The sequence below is a fragment of the Arthrobacter sp. 2762 genome (assembly GCF_040548745.1).
Lineage (GTDB): Bacteria > Actinomycetota > Actinomycetes > Actinomycetales > Micrococcaceae > Arthrobacter.
Genome location: NZ_JBEPSI010000017.1, coordinates 15,816 through 32,631, shown reverse-complemented (window position 1 = coordinate 32,631; position 16,816 = coordinate 15,816). Strand labels below are relative to the sequence as shown.

The window sequence follows — 16,816 nt, the reverse complement described above, 5'->3', positions numbered from 1 at the left end:
ATGACAACGATCCAATGGCTGAAGGATCAGGGGTTTGAAGGATTCATTCGATTCGACCAGATAGACGACCAAGAAGTAACCACTGAACATGGTGTCTACACAGTCGTCCGTGAAGGCACGGATAAGCCGCGTTTCCTGCTTCCAGGAACAGGACGAAAAGGAAGCTCCTACACCTTGGAAGTTCTGGAGGCTGCGTGGGTGTACGACGCTGAAATCCTCTATTTCGGCAAAGCGGAGTGCAGACTAGGCATCATTGAACGCCTAACCAAGTACCGTCGGTTTGGAAACGGCAAAAGAAGCGGACACAGTGGGGGCCGGGCCATATGGCAGCTGGAGGACGCTCATAATCTCAGAGTGTGCTGGAGAGTCACAGGTGACCAAAACGCCGATGACGAGGAAAGCAAGCTCATCGAAGCCTTTAAAGAGGCCCACCTGGGGTCGCGTCCCTTCGCGAATCGCATCGACGGAAAGAAGAATGACAGATGAATCTCGAAACAGGGCACACACTCACCGTGGCCGGCCAGACCCTCACCCTAGAAGACGCCATGGGAGTTTTTGAAAGGTACCCGCGCAAGACGCCTGCCGCATTCGATTATTTAGGCAGTGGAGAGCCAGAGGAGCTCACCGCCCAGGAAGTGATTCGGACACGTAAGATCAGCTCCCGAATCTCGAACAAAGAAGTGGGCTACTTCGTGGAGATGTCAGCAACGGCCCCGTGGATCAGGACTACCGCCGACCTGGCCGACGCTACCCCAGAGGGCACCCTTTTTGCCGCCATGACAGATCTCTACTGGCACTTCGCCGAAAACTCCCCCAAGGGGGTCAGCTTCGCAAAGATCTCGAAGGTGCTGCACTTAAAACAGCCGAGCCTGTTTCCCATCCTGGATAGTCACATAGCGCGTTCTTATGCCCCGGCAGCAAGGCTGCTTCGAACGGGCTACCCACAGCTTGGATGGCGACGTCGGACATGGCTCGCTATACGCAATGACCTACTTGCGGCGAGGGAGTCCGACACATTATCCGAGCTTAGGCATCGTCTCCGCTCCTATGAGTCCGATGACGCCAACAAACAAAATGCAGTCCGGCTTCTCGACGGACTCACGGATCTTCGCCTTTTGGATATTTTGGTCTGGTAAGAAGATTCATCTTGGGCAAGAGCAACAACAGACGGGGCGGTGTTGCTACAGGTCCGGCACATCTTTCAGCAGTGGCGCAGACAGCAGATCTCCAACAAAGAGCTCCAGACCTGCTCCCCGGAAATTGACTTCGTTCTCATCGATCCCGCTTGACTCCCCGTGCACAAGCTTGCTCCGTAACGTGTAGCACTTGCTGAAAAACGCTGCCGGTTCAAGATCCTGATACTTCCGCCCCACGAGTGCTTCGGCTGCCAACTCCCTGCCGGCGTGGCCCACTGATTGTTCCTTCATTTGGCGCAATGATCCCAGCAGTGAAGCCTTTATATTCATTGGTATCTCGGCTGAATCAGTCTGTGCAAGGAACCCGTCTATGAGTCCGATGACCTCAGGGGGATGAGCTTTCTGTCTGATGAGGGTCTCAACAGCCATCATTAACGTCACGAAGCGCGTAGTGAACTGATCTGAGGAAAAAGACATGCCAAAGAGGTCGAATGCGATTCTGTCATTCAGTGTCTGGGAGAGACCTTTTTCCTTTGCAACCCGAATAGCCTGGACGATTCCATTTGGGTCCTTGTTGACTACAACGGTCGCCTGGAACTGCGAGAAGGCCGGTGGAGGATCGGTCCTAAAGATGATCCTCCCGGGTACATCTTTAAGGACGGGCCTGCCTTCAAGCTCGAACATGTAACTCCCGGCCTCAGGCCGGGGTTGATAGAACTCAGCTCCTGCGTAACGTCTGGCTAATCCGAGCTGAAGGTAGGACGACCATTTCTCTGCGGCCTCAGCCGCTTCTTCCCCGCTTGCAAAGCCATTTCCTTTAAGGGCAAGGTCGGCAGTGTCTGCTATCGATGGGGAGTTCAAAACGGCGAGGAAGACTCTATGAGGTGCATCGTCTTCGGTGGACAGAACAAGTTCTTGGCCCGCCTCTGCGATCCGCACCCTATCGCCCAAGTGGAAGCGCTCCCGAAAGGAATACACAGTACTTGCCTCCTCGCCTCGTGGAACAAGGGTCCCACACCCTGTACTGTCGCGACGGCGGTAAATTGACCCAGCTTGATCAGGTATGAATGATCCATGGGCAGATTCTGGGCTGACTTGGAGCCACAAAGCACTAACAAGGAATTCGAGCTGTGGCCAGAGCGCAGTCCGGAGGATGACACACATGTCAGACTCTGAATCGTCGGGCTGGTTCCCTCCACAGCTTGATCCTGTAGTTCTACGCCTAGCCCGCGCCGATCAGCTTGCGTATGAAATCGGCGATCTTGCAGGCGAGTGGTCTTGGAACGGCCCAATAACGCTAACGGAGTTTAGACGCGGGAACACGATGGAGCTCAGGGTCACCTCCATCCGACCTGTACCTCCGGTCGCCTCGCTACTGTTCAGCGAAGCCGTCAATCATCTACGCGCTGGGCTAGATAATGTCATTTGGCATTTGGTCGGCAAGGTGAATACCAAGCTCTCGCCCGCGGCCGAGCGCAAGGTGAGTATGCCCATATACGACGATGCGGAGAAGTTCAGAAGGTGGCAGGACGCGATGGTCCGCGCCCACGTTACAGCGGTCGGTTCGAGCACAACACTTGGAAAGAGATTGCGCCAATTGCAGCCCTTTCAGGATGACAAGAGCCGGGTGGGTTCAATATCCAGCCGGTTTGCAGCTGCCAGCGGTCAAAAGATCGAGTACGCCCACCCTCTGCTCCTGCTACAGGCCTACTCGAACGCCGACAAGCACCGAGCCGTCAGGGTTGCTGCCGCCCGAACATTCACCTCAGATGATCTAACACCCTTTAGATCGCAGGATCATGGCCACCGTGAACTCCTCATCGGAGATGTCTTAGGGCGGGGGCGTATAGGACAGCAGGTTGAGGTCGAAACGCAGTCCGCTGCGATGATCCATCGCCCAGGGCCGTTCTCGGCATGGGTCAGCCCTGTGCGCGAACTCAATGAGATGCGTCAGTACTTGAGCACCGTGGCCTTCCCTACACTTCTCACCGGCCTCGCCCTCACAGACGGGCTGCCTCCCGACATTCAGTTAGGCGACACCGGCGCCTCTAACAGGGACCGCATTGCTGCAGGCGGTTGGAAAGACGCGTTGGAACGCCTGGTTGGACCCACGCAGGATCGATTCAAGCGCGCGGATGCGCGCGGGTTTGTACGGCACGACATCGTCTACGAAGACAGCTAGGTGGCGAAGGCTGGCTATGCTGCCGAAGCTTCTTCTTCCTGGGTGTCGCTTCCACTGAGGGCTCGCGTCAGCGATGAAACGCTGACGCTGAGCCGCTGCGCGGTCTCCTTCAAGGTCTTTCCTTCAGCGCGCAACTGCCGGGCGGTTTCCAGCTTTCCTGGGGTCATGGAACGAGGCCGCCCTCCCAGCCGGCCGCGTGCCTTTGCCGCTGCAAGGCCGGCTTTCGTTCTTTCGGAAAGTCGGGACCGCTCGTACTCCGCCAGGGAGGCAAACATATCGAAGATGAGTTTTCCGTGGGCACTTGTGGTGTCGAGCCAGGGTTCGGCCAAAGAGCGGAACCCAATCCCCCGCCGGCCAAGGACGGTCACGATTTCAGCGAGATCCGCCGTGCTTCGACCGAGCCTGGTCAAATCTGCGACAGTCAAGACATTGCCCGGCTGCAGGTAGTCCAGGCACTCTTTCCATCGCGTCCGCGCCTGGGTGGCACCGGAGGCGTACTCCTGAAACACCCGGACAGCTCCAGCCGCCACAAGGGCATCAACCTGAGAATCCAAAGATTGCCCTCGAGTGCTGACCCTCGCGTACCCGATAACATTTCCAGACACGTCAAAAACCCTCCACGAATGGTTTTGACTGGTTTTCTTTCCGGAAACCAGTTTTGACCAATACTAAAGGGTCTTTTAGGGAGTTCCGGAAGGCACGCCCGCCACTCGTCAAAAACGGTCGTTATTGACGCGTATGCGACTGGGTGGGGTGAGACCATCGTTGTGCTGTTAGCGCCCCCTCATCGTTCATTTCATCGTGCAGGTCTTACGTACATCGCCATGACCCGCCGTAACGCAGGCGGCGTCGGCGGGTTTCCGTGACGCGCTGATCGACCGGCTTGTGAAACATCGAAAAGGTTCGCACCGAGATCAAGTTACTCATTGCTTCCTGGACCCCTGAAAGCAATTTGGGATCGGGGAACCGCTCTTCAGCCTCGCACTGGGTCTATGGTGATTGCAGCGACAAGGACACTTCATTTAGGGGATGAGTGAACAAGAGAGGTCTGATTCTGCTTATCGCACTGACCCTGTCGATCGGCTGGTATTTCTTTGTCGGTGTGTTTGATCGGCAACTCGCGATACACCAGTACACGGGACTAACTGTCGTCTGCCTGCATGACTATCCGCCCGAGGGACGGGTCGCTTCCCCGGAAGGGGGACCCCGCAGCCCGAAGGCGTCCTACGATTTCTTTCCGTTGGGAATCCACTGTCAATTCACGATTACCGGTGGACCAGATGTTCAATCCTTCCACCCCAGACCCGCCCTAGTTTTGGCGACATTGCCGTTGGCAATGATTATGGGTTGGGGAGCCTGGAAGCTGAGGCGGGCTCGCAACCGCCAGGATGTTCCGTAGTCCATTCGGCTTACGGTACTTACCAGGCGTTCGATGAGGGATCGGCTTACGGGCGGAGCTAGAGGTAGTGTGGCGTCGAAGGTAGGGGCAACATGTGTTCTCTCCATTATGAATTGGATAGGCAGCTCGCCGGCGGCTTCTGTAGGTCACAGTCGGCATCCTCGCCCTTCCCTGTTTGTCCGAAAGCCCTGAGCTTGCAGGGAAGCATGTGTCGCCTTGACGCTAAGCCGGGGCACAGGACGGAGCAAGATACTTGACCACTCGTTGTGCTTGGGAGAGTGGAAGCTCCGAATTGGCATCGAACGGAACTAGGTGCACGTACTCGAATTCGTTTCTAAGACCAGGAAAGGGTTCCTTCACGATTTGTGGCCTATGCTGGCAAAACCGTCGGACTTTGAGTGGGGGCAGATGTGAAGCGATGTCGACTTTCCGGCTTAACCACAAACCTCAACGACCTGCCGGGCTCGATTTCGGACCTCCGTGAAGAGTGTCGTCGTTGAGCAGAGTCCTGATGGTTTCTTACATCGTCATCGTGGCATACGCCGTTGGCTATTCCGGGCATTTCAAACTTCCCATGATCGTTCGTCCGGGTTCGCCCATCCACAGATCCCTGGGGAGGGCGAACCTTGTCCTCCACGGATGCGCCATAGCAATTGCACTCACTCTTCCGCCTCTAACGGACTTCAAGGGCATAGCTATTCTGTCGTATCTTTCGGCGCTTTTCGTGGCGGCATCACTTGCTATCTACCGCTGGCGCCCCCTTAGCCTCTACGTGATCGTGTTTCACCCGCAGGGGAAGCGGGCCAAGCCACAGGCGGAACAAACGCGCACTCCATGGCCTTACGTTTGGCTATGCAGCGCCGGCTACATCCTGATGCTGATCTACATCCAGACCATTTTCGGACGCTACTGGTAAATGCATGCTGTTGCTCCCCTTCAGCAGCAAAATTTGCACTGGGTGGATGATTTGAAGTTGCCTGGCGTCCGGTAAAGGATCGGCTTACGGGACAGTTAGTTGAGGCGAACACCATTGTGATGATTTCCGAGGTCGGGGCGCTTGGATTCGTTGAACCGGTGGGGTCCGGTACCCGATGATTCCGTGACGGGCATTATTCGATTGTTGTTGTATCTGTTGGGATTGTGAATGTGGCTGTGGTTCCAGCTCCGGGAGCGCTGGTGAGGCTGATGGATCCTCCGTGTCGTTCGATGATGGCCTTGCTGATGGGCAGTCCCAGCCCGGCGCCGGGAAGGGCGGTGTTCATGGCGTGGTCGGCCCTGAAGAATTTGCTGAAGGCTTCGTTCCGTTCGTGTTCGTTCATGCCGATTCCGTGGTCTGTCACAGCGCACACGAGTCCAGCGCCGTTACACCGTGCCGTGAGGGTAATTTCTCCGCTGCCGTCCGGGGAGAATTTGATCGCGTTGGAGAGGAGGTTCCCGACCACTTGGAGGATTTGATCGGGATCCAGCCGTGCTGGCAGGGGGCTGTCGATGTCGGTGCGGATCTGCAGTCCTTTCGCTGACGCACCGCTGGTGGCAGCTTTTACGGCTTGTTCCAGGATGTTGGCAAAGTGCGTGGGTTGTATGTTCAGGTCCCGCCTGTCGGATGCGACCAGGAGCAGGTCGTTGATCAGGGCAAGCAGCCTTCGGGCGTTGCGCTCGATCACGGCAAGCTGTCCTGGGGCCTGTGCGGGGTCCAGATCGTCAAGCATGAGCTCGAGATAGCCCAGGATGGAAGTCAAGGGAGTGCGCAGTTCGTGGGAAATGGTTGCCACGAACTTGTCCTTCACGCTCATTGCTTGGATGAGGCTTGTGACGTCGGTGAAGGCGACTACTGATCCGACTCGGCGTCCGTCGTCGTTGTGCAGTGCCCGGGCTGTGGTGGAGTAGGCCTTCCTTGCTTCGCCGCTGCCCACCCAGAAAAGCTCGTCGGAGAATTCCTCTCCGGAGATGGCCCGGTTCAGGGGGCTCTTTGTTCCGGTATTTTCAGGGCAGTTGGTGGGCTTGGAGGGACCGGGCCCTTGGTGGGTTGTGGGGGCCTGGGCAAGGGCCTGACGTCCCGGTGCGTTCGTCAGGATGGCCTCGCCGTGGGCGTCCAGCACCCACACTCCGACGCTGACGGTTTCCAGCACTCCATCCAGAAGGCGTTGCCGTTGCCGGCTCTGCTCGTAGACCCGCTCAAGTTCCCTGTCCTTGCGTTCCATCCCTGCCCGGTGCCGTTTAACGGCGCGGGCTACAAGATGCGCGGTGACGGCCACCACGCCCATGATCGTTGGAAACACGACCACGCGCACGAGGTCAGAGGATTTGGGAATGTATCCAAGGACCAGGGGTGGCAGGAGGGTGCCCGATAATGCTGCCGTTATAGCGAGCAGGACGCGGGTCTTCGAGGTGCTGACGGCCAGCCAGGCCACGGGAAGAACCATGAGCAGGCCAGCGACGCTCAGCACGGGGCCACCCGCCTCCCGGCTCAGTCCCACCGCGAGGGAGTCCAGGATCGGTATGACGGCGAAGCTGCCGGCTGGCAGACGGTTCCAGGGGGCCAATAAGCACACCACGAAGATGAGTCCGTGAACCAGCAGGATGAGGAGAAACAGTTGATCATGCAGGGTTGCGGGGCTGAACAACGCCGTGAGCGCGACGATGAGCAGGATCGCGGCGCTGAGCGGCAGTTGGCAGAGGAGGATGCTTCTCCTCAAACCGATCTGTTGGAAATAGCTGTCCAGCGGCATGAACACAGAAGTGTCCGTTGTATCCCTCGCACCCATGAATGCTTCCCTCCCCCAAGTCCCCCTTCAACGGAGCATACCGGGACGGTTGGGGTGGCGGCTGCCGCCCAAGGGTGTGCCGTCCAGGACGCGGGGCTGAATCGACGAACCTCGGTTCCTGCGCGGGCGATTCCATGGCCGCAGGCATGGGCGTTTCCGCTTTTCGCGGGTCGATGCGCCCGATCGGTGACACCGATCCGGCCCAGCACCGCTTGACCTTTCCGGTCATGCGTCTGCTCGTGCCCTCCCGTTCATGCGTCTGCTCCTGAATGGACCTGGGCTGTCTCGGAAGGGGTTTGGTTTTCCCCGGTGCGGTAGCGGTAGGTGATGTTTTCGTCCTGGACGACAAAGGTTTCCACTCCGCTGCGGGACCAGTGCAGGACCAACAGGCCGTAACGTTCGGCGAGTTTGGCCAGGGTCGCGAAGGTGGTGACGTCGATGACCGGCCGTCCCTGGGGGGCCGGAATGGGGTGGACCCTTACCAGCAGCGCGGCGTAGCGGCGGTGGATGGCTGCGGCTTCATCGCTGGGGGCGGTCCTTCGCGCAAACACGATCAGGATGGCTGCGGTTGTCATCGCTGCCAGGAGCAGCACTGCGGAGATGATCCTTGCGTTGAGGGCGGTGATGGACCAGCCGGTGAAGCCAATCATCCTGGGGCCTGTGATGAATTGCTGAACGGTGGAGGAGTCCGTGACCGTGAGATCTGTTTGGCTGTTCGCCAGGCCGAGCTGCAACGGTGTGAGGCTCAGCTTCAACTCTGGTGTGAACAGGGCTCCGGAGTCTGTGGTGACCTGTGGGGTGATGGCGACAGTCACCGGCCCGGATGCTACGCCCGTCGCTGTGGCGGCTGCCTGTGCTTTCGCGTCCACGGCATTGAGGTCCAGCTGGACCGTGCCGTGGTACTCCTCGCTCGTGAACGCTGCGGGCCCGGCAAGCGGCAACGTTGAATGCCACCCGGACGGTGTTGAGAGTTCGGCGGTGACGGCGATGGTGCCGGGATCACCCTTGTAGGCGTACTTGACCTCAACGATGTTGGCGAGCTTCCGGAAGATCGGGTCCGGTGAAGTGGCGGTCGTGCCGTCGTAGGCAGCGGTTCGCCCGACGGCGGCACTGTATGAGAAGTCCATGTGCGTTCCGCTTTTGACCTCCGACGCCCTTGACTCCTCCAGCGGCCCGGACCAGGCCACCACTCCCAGCACGGTACCCAGGAGCCCAAGAACGAGCGTCACGATGGCAGAGACCCTCAGGGTGGGCGGGAACCCGCCAACGGATAGTGGCCTGGCTCGGAAGTCTGTGGTGTGTCGGGACATGGCTGTTTTCCTTCGTTTGCGCCGTTGTCGGACGGTGGTGGCCGCTCCCCCGCTCACCAGCAGGGCGAACGCGACTACGCCAAGGACCGGGGGGCTGGTCAGGCGCTCCAGCCAGGTTCCTCCTTGGGCAATATGCAGTACCGCCCGGCCGGTGAGCTCGTCGGCGCCAGGGGTGAGGGGGTCTATGGATTCGTTGTTATCGCCTTTGAAGACGAACCCCGAGGAGTCGCCGGCGATGATCCGGTGCAGCGCGACGTCCTTTTTCCCGGGCAGCTTGTAAGCGGCGATCTCCCCAATTTGATAGGACGGGGCCCGCTGAACGATCACCAGATCACCTTGGTAGTAGACGGGGTTCATGCTGTTACCGTGCGTGATCACCACAGATACCTGGCCGCTCGCCAAGGCGATTCCTGAAACAGTCAACACCAGCACGGCCAGCGCTGACAGAACCAGCGCCGTTAGACGCCGCAGCGGCCGGTTAGCCATATCGGATCCCCCAAGGAAGTAAGAGGGGGACGGCCCAGTTTGGGCCGCCCCCTCGCGCCTGAACCTACTCGCTGACAGTGACGGCGAGGCTCGACAAGCCCGTGTAGCCCGTCTCCGCATCAGTGGGGATGAAGGTGCAGGTCGAGGCATTGGAGAGAACATCTGTGCAGTCGAACGTTCCGCCCGAGCCGCCGGTCGGGGTGACAGCAACGGCACGGCCATCGGCCGTGGTGCTGAACGTCAGGGCGATGCTGTTGACGCGGGTGTTGGCGCCGGCATCGGCGAACGAATAGGCGATCTCCGTCAGCGTTGCGCCACTTACCGATTGGCTGACGGTACCGCCGACGAACTGGGCGGCGCTTGCCTGGCCTGTGGCTGCGACACCGGTACCGGTGAACGCGGAACCTGCGGCCACGGCAAGGCCGGCGACAGACAGAGCGGTGATGATCTTTGCGGACTTGCGCATAATGGTTCTCTTTCGGTTTAGATTGCCCGGCAGCCCCTGAGCGGACCCCGTGACCTGACCAACCCTCTACTGGAAGGGTGGCGTTCGCCGATGGAGTCCGGCGGCCAACACGAAAGAAGTAAGAGTCATTGCGATTCCCCCAAATCGTATTCGCTGCGGGCGCCAGATACCTGACCGGACTAACCGGACCTGATACGGCTAAAACCACATCGACAAGTACGAAGCTAACAGCCCGATTGGCTGGTCCGTCCCGAGCTAGGTGAAAGCTCGGAGAAAACTGCGGCAATCCCATGAAACAACGCGCCAGACCTTGAAAACCAGCCTTGGAAACCCGGCATAGGGCGCTTCCTTGTCGGGGCGCGTTACAGTGATGCCGGCTTGCGCAGAGCCCGTGAAAAGATCAAGCCGAGACACCAGGGACCGTGCTGTTCCAAAGCGTCCTCGGACCTGCCTGAAGTGCCCGGCGCCGGCAGCCGCTTACGGCAGTATCAATCGCTCAGCCCGAAAGCTCGGCTAAGACTCAGGTCATTCCCAGAATAGTGATGACGCGTTCTCGTAGTTCCCGTACCCTGAACGGCTTGGTCATGAAGTCGTGGACGCCGGCCGTGAGCATGCTCCCGGCCATGTCCGCCCGTCCGGTCAGCATCAGCATGTGCGTATCGCTGAATTCCCTGATTCGCAACGCGACCTCAAGCCCGTTCAGGTCCGGCAGCCCATAATCCAGCACGATGATGTCCGGTTGGTATTCCCGTGCGGCATCAATCCCGGCCGCACCGGTGGCCACGCTATGAACATTGATGCCGAGGGAACCAACGACGGCACTGACAAGGCCTCGGAAGTCCATGTCGTCCTCTATCACCAACCCAACCGGCCTTGCAGGCATTTCCATCCCCCTTGGAACACAGGTTCCTGCTGTGCGAGCGGCTGTTGTCACGCAATCAGTAGAATTTGTCAATTCTGTAATACTGATACTAAGTCAAAATTCGAAGCTCCTTCCCGGAATGGGTGTGTACAGGGGGCGCTGCGGCGGTTCTTGAGACGACTCGGGAGGCAAGCGTATGACTGAGACCGTGACGTCGACCAATGAGGCCTGGTTTACCGACCCTGCGACACTTCGCGAAGTCGTACTGGATAGCACGGCCCTTCTGGACAGACTGGCCAGCTGCCCCGATATTGAACGGGTGTGGATCCTTGTCCTCCTCGGGCGCTGTGACGAAGCAATGGCAGAGGGAGAAGCGCTGCTGGCTCGTTCCTCAAAAAGACTGAACCCGCTGCTCGTTCTAGCCTGCGCGTACCGGGGCCAGTACCGTTGGCACGAGGCGCGGCGCCTCCAGGAAGAAGCCCTGCGTCTTGCCGCAACCCCGGCCCGGGAAGCAGCAGTGCGGTACCAGATCGGCAGACGGCTTTTCGAAGAAGCACTCTACGCCGACGCGGCAGCGGAGTTCGAATGGGCCCGGGATCTCTACCGAACGGCCCGCCGCCCGTGGTCCGAGATCGAGGCATCCGAAAATGCCATGATACGAGCCCGTGAACTCGCGACCCGCTCGCACAGGGAAAACAGCACGACAAGCTCGGCTCTTCCCTGACCAGGAATCCGGTCGCCAAGTCCGAACATACGTCCCGCCGAGGTATGGAACCCCGTTTGCTGCTTAAACAGGATCCGGCTAGCAACCCTTGGCATGATGGCCCCCGTGTCCCGGGATTCAGGGACGCTTGGCTCCACAATGGCTTGGCAGCGCCGGAACCACATTCGGTGTCCAAGCACGCCGCGAGGTGCCGCATGCAGGGATCGCGTATGTCGAAGTCTGTAGTCGAAGCTTTAGGTTCCCGCAGGAAGCCAGGCGTCATCCTTCAACGACTTCGCACCAGTTCTTGAGGAACCTCAGGGTTCCTCGGAAAGCAATCTCAGATTTTCCGGCAGTCAAGGCGATACCTGCATGCTGCAGGGGGAAGCGCCCAGTAAGGCAACGATGGTCGGAACCGGCTATGTGGCAGAAGCTAGTGGCCATTGAGAGTTGCAGAAGGCTGGATCGAAGACATCGCGTCGAAGAAACCTTGACGACCCGCCATGTGGCTGGAGTGTCCGCTCCCCCAGCGCGGGCCGGCGGGTGACCCCGGCTGCCCCGCCCCGTCAGGTCTCCCGGCCATCGCCTCACCCGAGCGCAATTCGCCTAGGCAGCAGGGTAAGCTCTCAATATTTCATGGAGCACCTCCAGCGAAAGCTGGAGTTAATACACAACTTGAGAGTTCGGCCAGGAGCCGTCTGAAGAAGGGATCATGCAGAGTGCAGCCTGTGCTCATCGAAGGCGGCAAAGGAATCGTGCAGCTCCGTGAGGATGGCGTGATCCATCTGATCTGGCAGCATGAATGTGTTCTCGAGGCTGCCGACATCAAAGCTGCCATGGCAACGATCAACGAGCTCTGCGCTGGGGATTCCCATCCCATGCTGGTGGACATGGCCCACCTCGACACCGTCAGCCACGACGCCCGAGCAGCGTTCTCCCTACCCTGCGCTGCGTCACGAATCGCCCTGGTCGGTGCAACCCCGGTGGACCGGGTTATTGCCACCTTCCGCGCCGAGGACTCCTATCCATGTCCCACACGGTTCTTCACGGACAGAACCCAGGCCTTGAACTGGCTCCTCCAGGCCCCGGCTTCCTGATCCTCCCAGGAACCAGGTCCGAAACCCTCGGGCAATCGATGGGATCACGTGCGGTCCGGAGGACACCTACACTCGCATGGGATTCCCTCGTTGAACTTTACGACAAGGAGTCGCACCAAATTACGGCGATCAAGGAGACCGACCTGTTCGACCCCTCCGAGGACCAGGTGGGCTGTTGGCGCTAGCAACTCGATATTGCGAAGGCTACCGTCCGGATGACTTTGATTAGAAAGTCTGCCCCAGCTCATATGCTCTCTCGCATGCACTCTTTCACCCGCCGCGGGCTGCGGTCGCGAAGCTTCCCGGAAGTAACACGTGCTGAAATAGCCACCTTCCTCACTTTGAGCGAGGACAAACAGTTTGAAGACTTGCGCAGCCTCCGCAACCGAACAGCTCACCTTAGTGGCGGGAGCCTCGGCGCTTTTACCGCCTTATATATCGGGGTAATCCTGGTGGCCTTCCCCTTGATAGGCCAAGCAACAGCACCCTGGGCGGGCCCCCTTGCCCCGCCTCTTTCCATCGGCCTAGTAGTCCTCGTTGCCGGCTACTGGATCGCGTACTCCTACGTCAAAGAACAGCGGAACATGGCCCATGCAGCCACGCGACTCACGTTCTACGAAGAAGCTCTCAAAAAACGACCATAAGAATCAAAAGAGGGCTGCGGCGCGACGCGCCTTGGCGTTGCATTACCTCCCACGACTACACGTGGCCTAGCGTCCCGATTCCTTAGGAGTGGAACACCCAAAAATGACCTAGTTCGGGGGCATCACTGCGGAATTGCGGCTTGCCGGTCAGTACCGGCGATGAAACACTCTGGCCATGAGTCCTTGGTTCGAACGCCAGAAGGTCACGCCGCCAGCGGTTGAACCTACCGTGCACTATGTATCTGCTTCTGCCGCTATCAATGCGTCAAGACAGCGGGTCTGGGACTTCATCAAGCCAGCGGAGAACAGCGTCCTAGTCTCCCCGGATGTTGTGAGAGGCTTCCGAGCTCCTGGGGAGGAAGGAGCTGGTGAGATCCAGGTGTTCATCTCGATGCGCGATGGATTAGAGCATGTTTCGGCCATAGAAGTTGTGGAAGAGATTCCGTTGGAACTGGCCATTACCCGGACCTTGGGTGACAAGGATCCGCATGCGCGTGGGCGGACTTTCTTGCAAGGCGCGGCAGATGGGGCAACGGTCCTTGAACATGGGCTGTACTTCAGCCTGCCTGGTGAAGCGGCCGGCCACTTCCATCAGTACGAACAGCATTACAGGCTTCACTGCCGACAGTATGTCGAACGGGTGAAAGCATTTGTTGAACAACCCCAAGCTGCTGTGGCAGATGCTCCTCCGGATGCCGAGCGGTGAAATCAGTCATCGCCACCCTCAGGTCACCGTCCGGAATGCGGGTCACGGAGAAGAATAGAACCGCAGGCAACGACCATGAGCAACAGCACGGATTACCCGACCGACCGCGAGGTCAAGGCGACCGCGGCTCAACTCCATATGGAGGAGGACACATGAGGCCGAGGGGCACCCGTGTCCGGGTAGGTTTCGCACTGATCTACGAGAAGGTGCGTGGCGGCATGTGGCGCAGCCGCAGGCGCAAGGCACCTGCATAACTGGATCTCTGGCGAACAGTTGATCGAACTGCTCGCCGGGCAGGACAAGGAGGCGGAGAAGATAGAAGCACGAGCGGAACAAGAAAAGGACGCAGCATCCGCTCAGTGACACGCCCGGGGGAGGCGACGCGCCGTGAGATTTCTGTGGACGGCTGGCGTCCCTGGATCCACAGCTCGTTGTTGCGTCGGTTCGACCCCTGTGTATGTCATGTGCAGAAGCGATATCAGGACCTACTCCCAATACCCCTGCCTTCGCCCTCAACCTCTACGATGGTTCTCCCATACCGAGCGAAAGACAGGAGAACCATGGGTGAAGGACCGCGGCCGCGTGCCAACAGCTGGCAGATCGCTGGCGTGTGGCTCTCCGCCCCTGCTCTGCTGATCGCGGCCGCCAAGGCCGCGGTTGACCTGTGGCTGGTGCTCAAGTAAACGGGGCGCTCGAAGCAGACCTACCAACATTCACGGTGTCCCACTTCCTTGGAAGCGGAACATCTTAGTGGGAGTTAACCCGCGGTTCAAAGACGCAACTGTGCCGCTTCATTGGTCTTTGGCGTCCTCCCCATTTGCTGCCGCTCGGAAGTCCTCGCTGGCCGCTGCCCAGTCTTCCGGATGCGCTATCGGAAGCAAGGTGAATTGAGTCGAGTGTGTTCCGTCGTAGGGTTCAGCGGAGAAGTGCTTCATCCGCGTGTGATCCTTGATCAGCAGCATTTCGATGACCTGGGCCGCCGTTTGGAGGTCCTGGACAAGTGTTCCCTGCTCGATGCTGGCTGGAGACTGGATTGAACCGCCCAATCCCTGATCAACGTAGAATCCTCTCTGTTTGAGGAGATTCGCCTCCTTAGCTGCGGCCTCGGACTTCTGCTGACGTTCTTGCCAAATCCTCTCCCAAGATTCCTGGTCGTCGCCGTAATCGTCGTCCTGGCCGTAGTCACCCCAGAAGGCCGCGAGTTCACGTCCGAAGACTATGGCCTCCATGTACTTCCTCGCGTGGTTCCGTCCGTGCTCCTTGATTACCTTCACGACCTGGATATCATCGTCACCCGCGCTCCAAGAGTCTTGGAATGCATCGTAAATCCACAACGCCTTACCCAACTCTTCTTGAGCGAGCACTGTTAGGGACCATGCGCGACCGAAAGATCCCGAGCGCAGTAGAAGCTCCGCGTGGCGTACCAAAGATGCAGCGTTACCCATCAGAGCTTTCCAAAGATCCCGGGCATTCTTAGCAGAAAGCTCCATGGAACATAACCTCCGAGTCCGTGGCGTGTCTGGAACCTATCAGACCCATCGAACGTGTCCCGGCATGAGGCGTTCCATTTCCCTAGAACCGGGACGCTCCCTCGCGGATGACCGCCATCCGTCGGGGATTTGCTGTGCCAACGGCAGCCGGCGTTCGCGTAACATTTCCGTCCCGGATGTTGTCCCAAATCGTCCGCTGCTGGAGGCAGTCCCAAGACAACTTCCGGGACAGTTGCCCCTAGTGTCTCAGGAGCCCATGGCCAAGTATCGGTAGACGGTGGCGCGGCTGGCTCCGATGATCTTTCCGATGTCCGTCGGCTTGAGACCGCGAGCCTTCAGTTCATGTGCCCTCTTGACCTTCTCGTGGTCTGTCGTGATTTCCCGGCGGCCTGCTTTGCGTCCGTTAGCAGCTGCAGCCGCCATGCCGGCCTTGGTGCGCTCGGAAAGCTGGTCTCGTTCAAGCTGGGCGAAAGCGGAAATGATGGTGACCATCGCTTGGGCCATCGCTCCCCCGACCTCGCTGGCTGGGTCAGTGGCTATGCCATCCCTTAGGGAACGGAACTTGATGCCTCGCACCTTGAAGTCATCCAAGAGCTCGAGCAGGTGGCGAGTGTTTCGTCCCAACCGGTCCAGCTTCCACACCACGACCTCATCCCCTGGGCCGAGACGGTCCAGCATCCGGTCCAGCTCCGGACGACTTACCCGCGTCCCGCTGATCCCCTGGTCTTTATAGATCCGCTCGCACCCAGCTGCTTCCAGTTCCCGGATCTGCAAATCGGTGTTTTGGTCAGCCAGGCTGACGCGGGCGTATCCAAGGCGTGCCATCACTTCTCCGGGTCTTATCAAAGGGCAAATATGAGTGATCCTGAGAATACCCTAGTGAGACACATTGTTGGGACAGTTAGTAGCCCGAAAAGCCGCCAACCAGAATCGTCGAAGAAACACACATCGGTGATTCTCATCAACGGATCCATTAATGAGATGAATGCAGAGAGCCGACCAGGTTCAGAACGCTAACGCGCAGTTCATGTTAGAACCGGGGACTGGATTATCGGATGAGAGCCCACATCCTTCGTTGATCGACTGGCATATCCTGAGCACACTCCGAGTACCAGACCAGGACCGCATTCATCCATCCGGGCCCCTCAGAAGCTCAGAAAGGCGTCATCAATGGAGATGATCATCAAGGACAGCTGGGACCGGCTCAACCCCGCCACCCAGCGGTGGCTCACCGACAACGCCGGCTGCCTAGTCCTGCCGCGCACCCTGACGGAAAAAATCTGCAGGGAAACCGGCGTAAGGGCTGACTGCGACGAACATGGCCAGGCCAGGCTCTCCCAGGACGACCTGGATTTCATCCGGGCCAAGGCGGAAGGAACCCAAACATCCCCTAGGGAGCACCGCTTGGACGCAACCCAGCTCGGAGAAGCCTAGCCGGAACGGACGCGGGGAGTTCGTCATTTCCATGCATTATCGGAGCGATCCATCCGGGCATTCCGAAAGGCCCGAGAAGTGTGACTGCTGAACTGGTGTGGTGGTAAGTGCCAGAACAGCCCTAGGGATGGGCTGG

18 protein-coding genes are annotated in these 16,816 nt (G+C 59.0%); 10 read left to right on the top strand and 8 right to left on the bottom strand.

All coding sequences use genetic code 11. The features are described 5' to 3' along the window. Window positions 1-486, top strand: coding sequence for a hypothetical protein (locus ABIE18_RS21400; RefSeq protein WP_499724525.1), 486 nt, complete (start codon window positions 1-3; stop codon window positions 484-486). Further along, entirely contained in the window at window positions 483-1,136 is a 654-nt protein-coding gene (locus ABIE18_RS21395) for a DUF6308 family protein (protein ID WP_499724524.1), read from the top strand. Before ABIE18_RS21400 ends, ABIE18_RS21395 begins: the two co-directional genes overlap by 4 nt. A gap of 45 nt (window positions 1,137-1,181) precedes the next feature. Here ABIE18_RS21395 and ABIE18_RS21390 read toward each other — a convergent pair whose 3' ends face one another. Continuing rightward, window positions 1,182-2,114 carry a hypothetical protein gene (locus tag ABIE18_RS21390; RefSeq protein ID WP_499724523.1) on the bottom strand — a complete coding sequence of 311 codons (933 nt, stop codon included), beginning with the start codon at window positions 2,112-2,114 and terminating at the stop codon, window positions 1,182-1,184. Between the two features lie 184 nt (window positions 2,115-2,298). Between ABIE18_RS21390 and ABIE18_RS21385 the strand changes: the two genes are divergently transcribed. Beyond that, complete coding sequence (locus tag ABIE18_RS21385) at window positions 2,299-3,318, top strand: hypothetical protein (protein WP_499724522.1); 1,020 nt, start codon at window positions 2,299-2,301, stop codon at window positions 3,316-3,318. A 14-nt stretch (window positions 3,319-3,332) separates the two neighbouring features. On the opposite strand, the gene ABIE18_RS21380 is transcribed toward ABIE18_RS21385, so the two are convergent. Then, a complete protein-coding gene (locus ABIE18_RS21380; RefSeq protein ID WP_174177380.1) occupies window positions 3,333-3,923 on the bottom strand; it encodes a recombinase family protein in 591 nt (196 codons plus the stop codon). Window positions 3,924-5,228: 1,305 nt separating this feature from the next. Between ABIE18_RS21380 and ABIE18_RS21375 the strand changes: the two genes are divergently transcribed. Further along, on the top strand, window positions 5,229-5,633 hold the full coding sequence (locus ABIE18_RS21375) for a hypothetical protein (RefSeq protein WP_499724521.1): 405 nt from the start codon (window positions 5,229-5,231) through the stop codon (window positions 5,631-5,633). A gap of 193 nt (window positions 5,634-5,826) precedes the next feature. Here ABIE18_RS21375 and ABIE18_RS21370 read toward each other — a convergent pair whose 3' ends face one another. The 4 genes from ABIE18_RS21370 to ABIE18_RS21355 form a co-directional block, all read right to left on the bottom strand. After that, entirely contained in the window at window positions 5,827-7,482 is a 1,656-nt protein-coding gene (locus ABIE18_RS21370; RefSeq protein ID WP_499724520.1) for an ATP-binding protein, read from the bottom strand. 251 nt (window positions 7,483-7,733) lie between these two features. Next, on the bottom strand, window positions 7,734-9,278 hold the full coding sequence (locus ABIE18_RS21365; RefSeq protein ID WP_499724519.1) for a signal peptidase I: 1,545 nt from the start codon (window positions 9,276-9,278) through the stop codon (window positions 7,734-7,736). Between the two features lie 64 nt (window positions 9,279-9,342). Next, on the bottom strand, window positions 9,343-9,744 hold the full coding sequence (locus ABIE18_RS21360) for a hypothetical protein (RefSeq protein ID WP_499724518.1): 402 nt from the start codon (window positions 9,742-9,744) through the stop codon (window positions 9,343-9,345). Window positions 9,745-10,264: 520 nt separating this feature from the next. After that, window positions 10,265-10,627: a response regulator transcription factor gene (locus ABIE18_RS21355; protein WP_499724517.1), complete on the bottom strand. Its 363-nt coding sequence runs from the start codon at window positions 10,625-10,627 to the stop codon at window positions 10,265-10,267. A gap of 175 nt (window positions 10,628-10,802) precedes the next feature. On the opposite strand from ABIE18_RS21355, the gene ABIE18_RS21350 reads away from it, so the two are divergent. The 5 genes from ABIE18_RS21350 to ABIE18_RS21330 all read left to right on the top strand — a co-directional run bounded on the left by ABIE18_RS21350 (window position 10,803) and on the right by ABIE18_RS21330 (window position 14,439). Further along, the gene (locus ABIE18_RS21350) at window positions 10,803-11,330 is read left to right on the top strand and encodes a hypothetical protein (RefSeq protein ID WP_499724516.1); all 528 of its coding nucleotides are present in this window, start codon (window positions 10,803-10,805) and stop codon (window positions 11,328-11,330) included. 698 nt (window positions 11,331-12,028) lie between these two features. Beyond that, window positions 12,029-12,406, top strand: coding sequence for a DUF7793 family protein (locus tag ABIE18_RS21345; RefSeq protein ID WP_499724515.1), 378 nt, complete (start codon window positions 12,029-12,031; stop codon window positions 12,404-12,406). A gap of 260 nt (window positions 12,407-12,666) precedes the next feature. Then, a complete protein-coding gene (locus ABIE18_RS21340; RefSeq protein WP_499724514.1) occupies window positions 12,667-13,050 on the top strand; it encodes a hypothetical protein in 384 nt (127 codons plus the stop codon). A 379-nt stretch (window positions 13,051-13,429) separates the two neighbouring features. Further along, window positions 13,430-13,756: a hypothetical protein gene (locus ABIE18_RS21335; protein WP_499724513.1), complete on the top strand. Its 327-nt coding sequence runs from the start codon at window positions 13,430-13,432 to the stop codon at window positions 13,754-13,756. A 560-nt stretch (window positions 13,757-14,316) separates the two neighbouring features. After that, entirely contained in the window at window positions 14,317-14,439 is a 123-nt protein-coding gene (locus ABIE18_RS21330; RefSeq protein ID WP_499724512.1) for a hypothetical protein, read from the top strand. A 108-nt stretch (window positions 14,440-14,547) separates the two neighbouring features. Here the strand turns inward: ABIE18_RS21330 and ABIE18_RS21325 are convergent, their stop codons facing one another. After that, the gene (locus ABIE18_RS21325) at window positions 14,548-15,246 is read right to left on the bottom strand and encodes an AbiV family abortive infection protein (protein ID WP_499724511.1); all 699 of its coding nucleotides are present in this window, start codon (window positions 15,244-15,246) and stop codon (window positions 14,548-14,550) included. Window positions 15,247-15,492: 246 nt separating this feature from the next. Next, the gene (locus ABIE18_RS21320; protein ID WP_499724510.1) at window positions 15,493-16,071 is read right to left on the bottom strand and encodes a recombinase family protein; all 579 of its coding nucleotides are present in this window, start codon (window positions 16,069-16,071) and stop codon (window positions 15,493-15,495) included. Window positions 16,072-16,416: 345 nt separating this feature from the next. Here ABIE18_RS21320 and ABIE18_RS21315 point away from each other — a divergent pair, with 345 nt between their 5' ends. Continuing rightward, entirely contained in the window at window positions 16,417-16,680 is a 264-nt protein-coding gene (locus ABIE18_RS21315; RefSeq protein WP_499724509.1) for a hypothetical protein, read from the top strand. The last annotated feature ends 136 nt before the right edge of the window (window positions 16,681-16,816 follow it).

Bases quoted from the DNA above. Each gene is read 5' to 3' on its own strand.
- ABIE18_RS21400 (WP_499724525.1), top strand. From the start codon at position 1: ATGACAACGATCCAATGGCTGAAGGATCAGGGGTTTGAAGGATTCATT.
- ABIE18_RS21395 (WP_499724524.1), top strand. From the start codon at position 483: ATGAATCTCGAAACAGGGCACACACTCACCGTGGCCGGCCAGACCCTC.
- ABIE18_RS21385 (WP_499724522.1), top strand. From the start codon at position 2,299: ATGTCAGACTCTGAATCGTCGGGCTGGTTCCCTCCACAGCTTGATCCT.
- ABIE18_RS21375 (WP_499724521.1), top strand. From the start codon at position 5,229: ATGGTTTCTTACATCGTCATCGTGGCATACGCCGTTGGCTATTCCGGG.
- ABIE18_RS21370 (WP_499724520.1), bottom strand. From the start codon at position 7,482: ATGGGTGCGAGGGATACAACGGACACTTCTGTGTTCATGCCGCTGGAC.
- ABIE18_RS21365 (WP_499724519.1), bottom strand. From the start codon at position 9,278: ATGGCTAACCGGCCGCTGCGGCGTCTAACGGCGCTGGTTCTGTCAGCG.
- ABIE18_RS21360 (WP_499724518.1), bottom strand. From the start codon at position 9,744: ATGCGCAAGTCCGCAAAGATCATCACCGCTCTGTCTGTCGCCGGCCTT.
- ABIE18_RS21355 (WP_499724517.1), bottom strand. From the start codon at position 10,627: ATGCCTGCAAGGCCGGTTGGGTTGGTGATAGAGGACGACATGGACTTC.
- ABIE18_RS21350 (WP_499724516.1), top strand. From the start codon at position 10,803: ATGACTGAGACCGTGACGTCGACCAATGAGGCCTGGTTTACCGACCCT.
- ABIE18_RS21340 (WP_499724514.1), top strand. From the start codon at position 12,667: ATGCACTCTTTCACCCGCCGCGGGCTGCGGTCGCGAAGCTTCCCGGAA.
- ABIE18_RS21330 (WP_499724512.1), top strand. From the start codon at position 14,317: ATGGGTGAAGGACCGCGGCCGCGTGCCAACAGCTGGCAGATCGCTGGC.
- ABIE18_RS21325 (WP_499724511.1), bottom strand. From the start codon at position 15,246: ATGGAGCTTTCTGCTAAGAATGCCCGGGATCTTTGGAAAGCTCTGATG.
- ABIE18_RS21320 (WP_499724510.1), bottom strand. From the start codon at position 16,071: ATGGCACGCCTTGGATACGCCCGCGTCAGCCTGGCTGACCAAAACACC.
- ABIE18_RS21315 (WP_499724509.1), top strand. From the start codon at position 16,417: ATGGAGATGATCATCAAGGACAGCTGGGACCGGCTCAACCCCGCCACC.